Consider the following 7190-nt stretch of genomic DNA (forward strand, 5'->3'; position numbering starts at 1 on the left):
GGTGTCGTCGGTTCTGAATTCGGCACGGATGTCGCTGACACCGGCTTGCGCGCCGAGCGCCGAGCGCCGAGCCATGCCGGGCGCTCTCGCCGATGCGGATGACGGCGCCGAGTCGTGCCGGCCGCGCCGCCTCCCCACGAGTTCGAGAGCGCGGTCGCCGCCGTGCCTGAGCCGGGAGTGCGGTCTCGGCGACACCGCCGAGCGGGCGGCACGTCGACACCGCCGAGCGGCCGGCACGGCGACACCGCCGAGCGGGCGGCACGGCGAGAGCGCCGAGACCACGGTCGCCGCCCTGCGTGGGGCACCGAGTGCACTCCCGGCCGAGCAGAACCCCAACCCAGCCGAGCAGAACCCCAACCCGGCCGAGCACAACCCCAACCCAGCCAAGCAGACCCCAACCCGGCCGAGCAGAACCCAATCCGGCCGAGCAGAACCCCCAACCCGCCCGAGCAGAACCCACCCCCGCCGAAACCCCTACCCCGCCAGATACTCCCGCAGCGCCACCCCGGCATCCCGCGGCACGAACCCCGCCGCGGCAAGCCGCCCCAGGTCGAACGCGCTGTGCCGCGGCCGCGGAGCCGTCGTCGCCGCACCCCGCCCGGCCGCGTACGCCTCGGCCGTGGTCGCGACCACCCGCGACGGATCGTGCCCGGTGAGCTCGAACACCGCCCGCGCCACGTCGAACCACGACATCACGGATCCCGAATTCGAGAGGTTGTAGACGCCGTACGGCGCTCCGGACGAGAGCAGGTGCAGGATGCCTCGCGCCAGGTCATCCGCGAACGTCAGCCGCCCGCGCTGGTCGCAGATCACCTGCGGGTCAACGCCCCGCTCCGCGAGCGAGGCCATGGTGCGCACGAAGTTCGATCCGTCGCCGACGACCCAGCTCGTGCGCACGACATAGTGCTGGCGACGAGCCCGAGCGGCGAGCTCGCCCGCCGCTTTGCTCTGCCCGTACACGCCGAGGGGGCTGTACGCCTCGTCTTCGACGTGCGACTCGACCGTGCCGTCGAACACGTAGTCGCTCGACACGGTCACGAACGGCACGCCCAGCCGCGCCGCGAGCGCCGCCAGCGCACCGACCGCGGTTGCGTTGACCTGCCACGCCGTCGCCCGCCCGGCGGTCGTCTCGGCTCCGTCGACGTTCGTGTACGCGGCGGCATTGATGATCGCCGAGCACGCAGACCAGTCGACTTCGGCCCCGCCGGAACCGGACTCACCGAGCGACTCCAGCGCCGAGGCATCCGTCACATCGAGATCGGCACGTGTCAGGAACGTGGCATCGGGAATCTGCCGACGCAGCGCGCGCCCCAGCTGCCCGTCGCCGCCGATGACGACCGGCCGGCGCGCCGGCGCGGGCGCCACCGAAGCGAGTCGCGGGTGCGCACGATCCTTGTCGGAGAGTTCGGCAGCACTCAAGGGGATCGGCCACTCGATCGCGACCGTCTCGTCGGCGAGGTTCACGAACTGGTACTCGGCGTCGGGCCGCCAGTGCGCGTTCACGAGGTACGCGTACGCCGTGTCGGGCTCGAGCGTCTGGTAGGCGTTGCCGACTCCGCGCGGAACGAACACCGCCTGGTCGGGTGCGATTTCGAGGGTCACGGATGTCCCGAACGAATCGCCCTCGCGCAGGTCGACCCAGGCGCCGAAGACGCGCCCGGTGGCGACCGACACGAACTTGTCCCACGGTTCGGCGTGGATGCCGCGCGTCGTTCCGACGTCGCCGTTGAACGAGATGTTCTGCTGCACGGGCGCGAAGTCGGGCAGGCCGAGCGCGGTCATCTTGGCGCGCTGCCAGTTCTCTTTGAACCATCCGCGGTTGTCGCGGTGCACGGGCAGGTCGACGATCAGCAGGCCGGGAATGGCGGTCGGATGCACCGCCAGCGCCCTTGGCGTCGCAGCCTCGGCCGGGTCTCGAGACGCGTCGGCTCCGCCGGCGCTGCTCGACCGACGGTCGGCGCCACTCAACGCCCCAGCTCCGAGTACTTCGCCTCGGTCGCCTGCTTCTGCGGCCCCCACCAGCCTTCGTGCGAGCGATACCAGTCGACGGTGGCCCGCAGCCCCGACGAGAAGTCCGAGTAGCGCGGCCGCCAGCCGAGCTCGTCGCGCAGCTTGGTCGAGTCGATGGCGTAGCGCAGGTCGTGTCCGGGCCGGTCGCTTACGAGCTCGAAGTCGTCGCGCGGCCGCCCGAGCGCCGCCAGGATGTCGCCGACGACGTCGAGGTTCGACCGCTCGCCGTCGGCGCCGATGAGGTAGGTCTCGCCGATGCGCCCGCCGGCGAGGATGGCGAGCACCGCGGCCGAGTGGTCGTCGGCGTGGATCCAGTCGCGCACGTTCGCGCCGGTGCCGTAGACCTTGGGCCGCTCGCCGCGCAGCACGTTGGTGATCTGGCGGGGAATGAACTTCTCGACGTGCTGGTAGGGCCCGTAGTTGTTCGAGCAGTTGCTGATGGTGGCGCGCAGCCCGAAGCTGCGGGTCCAGGCGCGCACGAGCATGTCTGATGCGGCCTTGGTCGACGAGTACGGACTCGACGGGTTGTAGGCGGTCGCCTCGGTGAAGCGCTCGGGGTCGTCGAGTTCGAGGTCGCCGTAGACCTCGTCGGTCGAGATGTGGTGAAAGCGGATGCCGCGACGGCGCGCCGCCTCGATGAGCGTGTACGTGCCGATGACGTTGGTGTCGAGGAACGGCCGGGGGTCGCTCAGCGAGTTGTCGTTGTGCGACTCGGCGGCGTAGTGCACGATCGCGTCGGTGTCGGGGTCGAGCTCGCGGGTCAGCTCGTTCACGAGGGCCGCGTCGGCGATGTCGCCGCGCACGAACCGCACCCGGGCGTCGGGCAGCCCGTCGAGCGACGCGAGGTTGCCGGCATAGGTGAGCTTGTCGAGCACGATGACATCGAAGTCGGTATGTGCGACGACGTGTCGCACGAAGTTCGATCCGATGAATCCGGCGCCGCCGGTGACCAGGAGCGTGGTCATGCGTCCTTCCCCCTCGCGAGCACGTCGAGCAGGTAGCTGCCGTACCCCGATTTCGTGAGTGCTTCGGCGCGGCTGCGGAATGCGTCATCCGACAGCCAGCCCTGCCGCCAGGCGACCTCTTCGGGCGCGCCGATCTTCAGACCCTGCCGCTGCTCGATGGTGCGCACGTACTCGCCTGCCTGGGCCATGGCGTCGAACGTTCCGGTGTCGAGCCAGGCGGTGCCGCGCGGCAGCACGCTCACGCGCAGCCGCCCCTCGCGCAGGTAGGCGGCGTTGACGTCGGTGATCTCGAGCTCGCCACGCGGCGACGGCTTCAGGCCGGCCGCGATGTCGACGACCGAGTTGTCGTAGAAGTAGAGCCCGGGAACCGCGTAGTTGCTCTTCGGATCGGCCGGCTTCTCTTCGAGCGAGCGGGCGATGCCCTGCTCGTCGAACTCGACGACGCCGTAGGCGGTGGGGTCGGCGACCCAGTAGGCGAAGATCGCGCCGCCGTCGACCTCGGCGTACTGGCGCAGCTGCGCGCCCATGCCGGGGCCGTAGAAGATGTTGTCGCCGAGCACGAGCGCCACGCGGTCGTCGCCGATGAAGTCGGCACCGATCGTGAACGCCTGCGCGAGCCCCTTGGGCTCGGGCTGCACGGCGTACTGCAGCGAGACCCCGAGCTGCGTTCCGTCGCCGAGCAGGCGCTCGAACTGTGCGGCGTCGTGCGGCGTCGTGATGATCAGGATGTCGCGGATGCCGGCGAGCATCAACGTCGACAGCGGGTAGTAGATCATCGGCTTGTCGTAGACCGGAACGAGCTGCTTCGAGATTCCGAGGGTGATGGGGTGCAGTCGCGTGCCCGAGCCGCCGGCGAGGATGATGCCTTTCACCACTCCATCCTGCCGTATGTGGGTCGAGGAGGCGCACCGCCCGTGGGTCGAGGAGGCGCGCCAGCGCCGTCTCAAGACCCGAGGAGGCGCGCCAGCGCCGTCTCGAGACCCCTCAGTACGCCCCGTCGGGCCGTGCCACCGCGCGAATGGTGCGGTAGAGCAGGATGACGTCGCCGGTCAGCGACCAGTTCTCGACGTAGTAGAGGTCGAGGCGCACGCTGTCGTCCCACGAGAGGTCGCTGCGGCCCGCGGTCTGCCAGAGGCCGGTGATGCCGGGCTTCACGAGCAGTCGACGGTGCGCTGATTCGTCGTAGCGCTCGACCTCGGCGGCGAGCGGCGGACGCGGACCGACGAGCGACATGTCGCCGCGCAGCACGTTCACGAGTTGCGGCAGCTCGTCGAGGCTGTACTTGCGCAGGATCGCGCCGATCTTCGTGACGCGCGGGTCGGCCTTGATCTTGAACAGCATCCCGTTGCCCTCGCTCTGGTCGAGTAGGGTCGGCAGCTGTTTTTCGGCGTCGGCCACCATCGAGCGGAACTTCAGCATCTTGAACCGGCGCCCGTTGAGCCCGACGCGCTCTTGACGGAACAGTGCCGGCCCCTGGCTGTCGCCGCGGATCAGGATGGTGAGCACGAGGAACAGCGGGCTGAGCACCACGAGCCCCGCGAACGACGCGATCAGGTCGAACGCCCGCTTCGCCGCGTACTTGTTGCCCTCGAACACGGGGTAGTCGACATGGATGAGCGGCAGCCCGGCGACCGGCCGTGCGTGAATACGCGGGCCTGCGACATCCGTCAATGCCGGCGCGACGATGAGGTTGATCGAACGCGACTCGAGATCCCAGCCGAACTGGCGCAGCTGTCGTGGCGTGATCATGTCGGCACCGGTGAAGACCACGGTGTCGGCTTCGGAGGCGTCGACCGCCTCGATCGCGCGATCGTACGACCCGAGCACGGGCACACCGGGCGCGAGGTCTTGCGCAGTGCCGCCCTGGGTGACCGCGCCGACGATGACGAAGCCGTTGCTGGGGTCGCGGGTGATCTGCTTGGCGACGTGCGCCGACGATTCCCGCTCGCCCATGAGGATCGCCCGGTAGCTGTACTCGCCGGCCGCCCTGCGGCGATTGAGCCACTGGCGCCACAACCACCGGCTGGTGAGCAGCAGCGCGAGCCCGGTGGGCAGGGCGATGAGCAGGTAGCCACGACCGAGCTGCGTCTGCAGCAGGAACGCGATGATCGCGAGCACACCGAACACGCGGATGGTCGCGTCGGCGATGCGCTTGTACTCGGTCGAGCCGCTGCCGATGATCTTCTGGTCGCGCGTGCCGAAGAGCGCGAGTGAGGCCAGCCAGGCGATGATGAGCACGGCCGAGACGAGCGAGTACGTGATCTCGAGCGTCTGCGCCTCGCTGCGCGCGATGAGCTGCTCGGCTGCGCTCGCACCGAACCTCAGGAACTGCGACCCGTAGACCACGACGACGAGCACGAGCAGGTCGGTGAGGAACAGCCGGGTCGCGTAGCCGCGCTGCCATCGTTCGACGAGCGCGCTCGACGTGGTCTCGGTGTACTCACTCAGCGCCATGTTGCCGCCTCAGTCACCAGCAGACACCCGAGTTCGGGTGCCGTTGGTGCAGATCGCTACGCGATCGGTCGGGTGTATCGGGTGTTGGGCCCCTCGGGGGAAGGGGTTGTTGTCGGGCGTGTAGCCCACAGAGTCCTACCTTAAGCGGGGTCGCCGGTATGGCACATCCCCCGATGGGGGGTCATGAGCCCTGAACCGCCGGTCGAGTGGCGCCCGACCCGCTGGTCGAGGAGCGCCCGACCCGCTGGTCGAGGAGCGCCCGACGAAGGAGGACGCGTCTCGAGACCACGCACGAAGACCTAGCAGCCGGGCGTCTCGACCGTCACCTCGGTCGGCTGCACCATGGGCGTGTGCCAGACCTCGAGCGGCCCGTACTCCCCCGCCGCGCCGGTGAAGTTCGCGACGACGGTGTGCGACGCCCCCGGCTGGTTCACGATGGGCACCTTCACGGCCGGCCGGCAGAGGTGCGGCACCGCGGTCGGGGAGCTTGCAGTCGATGCGGTTGCCGTCGCAAGCCTACGGGGCTTGGCGATATTCGACCCATGGCTCGCTCATTAGAAGCATTTGCCCGGTATTCAGCCGAACAGGGGTAACGGGAAAGCTGACCGGAACGTTTCCGACAGCGCAGTGATACATCTTCCAAGGGATCGTGTTGTCACCGATCGCAACGTCAAATGAGTCCTGGTACGCCAAGGTCATGACGTCGAACAGGCCTTTCAGCACGGCGTTGTCAAACTGCCCGCTGACTATCTCGGTCTCGGTCCCCAGTGGAACCCCCGGCCAGCGCGTCTCGCCGAACCAGACATTCTCCATAGTCACGGTCGAATCGAACGGCGGAGCACATGGGAGCTCGCCCCAACCCGACTCAATTGTCGGGTCATAGCTCCCCGGGTCGCTCGCTGTGACGGCTGCCTGATTCGATATGAACTTACTGTTCGTCACAATGAGAGCTGATAGTGACCCAAGATGAATGGCGCTGTGCGAGTTCTTGAACACGGCATGGTCAATCCATGAGCCGATTGCGCCGGACCCCATCGAGATCGCGAACGCCGTTGGCTCAGCGCCTGCATCGACGCCATCCGTATCACCGCCGAAAGCGTCGTCCGCGGAACTCGTGAAGACGATCGGCTTCTCGACCGTGCCAGTTGCGTAGAGAACGCCGCTGACAGCCAGCCCGCCTTTTACGACGACCCCGGGCTCAATGCTCAGCGTTCCGGCAACACTCAACTCGCCGGTATATGCGGACACAGTGCTTGACTCCGCCATGACGTAGGCGGCCCCTGCCGCCAGTGAAGATCGGTAGAAGCTCACTGCTCGCTCGCGCGGAGAGCCTAAGAGGACGTTGGCGTCTTCTCCGGAGAACGGTACGCCCGAGATGTCCGCGACCTCGGAGAATCTAACGCCTCCAGCTTCCGCTGGGGCAGCAATGACGTTGCGCACGAGAATCGGTGCGTCCACTCCGACGATTAGGAGTGGTGCCGAGATCTCACTGTCGACGATTCTGAACGATTCAGCTCCCCGCCAGTAAGTGTCGAAGAACTCTGCATTTGGCGTGATGACTACGTGCTCAATATTCACCCTTCCACCAGGGCGAAATCTCGATGGCTGCCCGGAGGTTCCTTCACCGTCAGTATCGCCACCAAGCGCGTCGTCGTCGCTCCGGGTGAAGATGATGGGTTGTTCCGGGGTTCCGATTGCGTTGAGCGTGCCGGTGACCCCAAGGTTCATTCCTTTCAACACGATCCCAGGGTCGATACTCAA

The 7190-nt window shown here is 67.7% G+C and carries 6 protein-coding genes; all 6 read right to left on the reverse strand.

What is annotated here, in order from left to right; translation table 11 throughout:
- Positions 1–474 precede the first annotated feature (474 nt).
- Positions 475–1878, reverse strand: a complete 1404-nt coding sequence (locus tag LSF15_RS02560; protein ID WP_232496945.1) for a sugar nucleotide-binding protein — start codon at positions 1876–1878, stop codon at positions 475–477.
- Between the two features lie 86 nt (positions 1879–1964).
- Complete coding sequence (rfbB, locus tag LSF15_RS02565) at positions 1965–2975, reverse strand: dTDP-glucose 4,6-dehydratase (protein WP_232496946.1); 1011 nt, start codon at positions 2973–2975, stop codon at positions 1965–1967.
- Positions 2972–3847 carry a glucose-1-phosphate thymidylyltransferase RfbA gene (rfbA, locus tag LSF15_RS02570; RefSeq protein WP_232496947.1) on the reverse strand — a complete coding sequence of 292 codons (876 nt, stop codon included), beginning with the start codon at positions 3845–3847 and terminating at the stop codon, positions 2972–2974. The genes rfbB and rfbA overlap by 4 nt, the downstream gene beginning before the upstream one ends.
- Positions 3848–3959: 112 nt before the next feature.
- Positions 3960–5429 carry a sugar transferase gene (locus LSF15_RS02575; RefSeq protein ID WP_232496948.1) on the reverse strand — a complete coding sequence of 490 codons (1470 nt, stop codon included), beginning with the start codon at positions 5427–5429 and terminating at the stop codon, positions 3960–3962.
- A 299-nt stretch (positions 5430–5728) separates the two neighbouring features.
- The gene (locus LSF15_RS18715) at positions 5729–5863 is read right to left on the reverse strand and encodes a hypothetical protein (RefSeq protein WP_269756074.1); all 135 of its coding nucleotides are present in this window, start codon (positions 5861–5863) and stop codon (positions 5729–5731) included.
- 82 nt (positions 5864–5945) lie between these two features.
- Positions 5946–7190 (reverse strand): hypothetical protein (locus LSF15_RS02580; protein WP_232496949.1); only part of this gene is annotated, 1245 nt, incomplete at its 5' end.

Source organism: Agromyces humatus, from assembly GCF_021228295.1.
GTDB classification, from domain to species: Bacteria; Actinomycetota; Actinomycetes; order Actinomycetales; family Microbacteriaceae; genus Agromyces; species Agromyces humatus.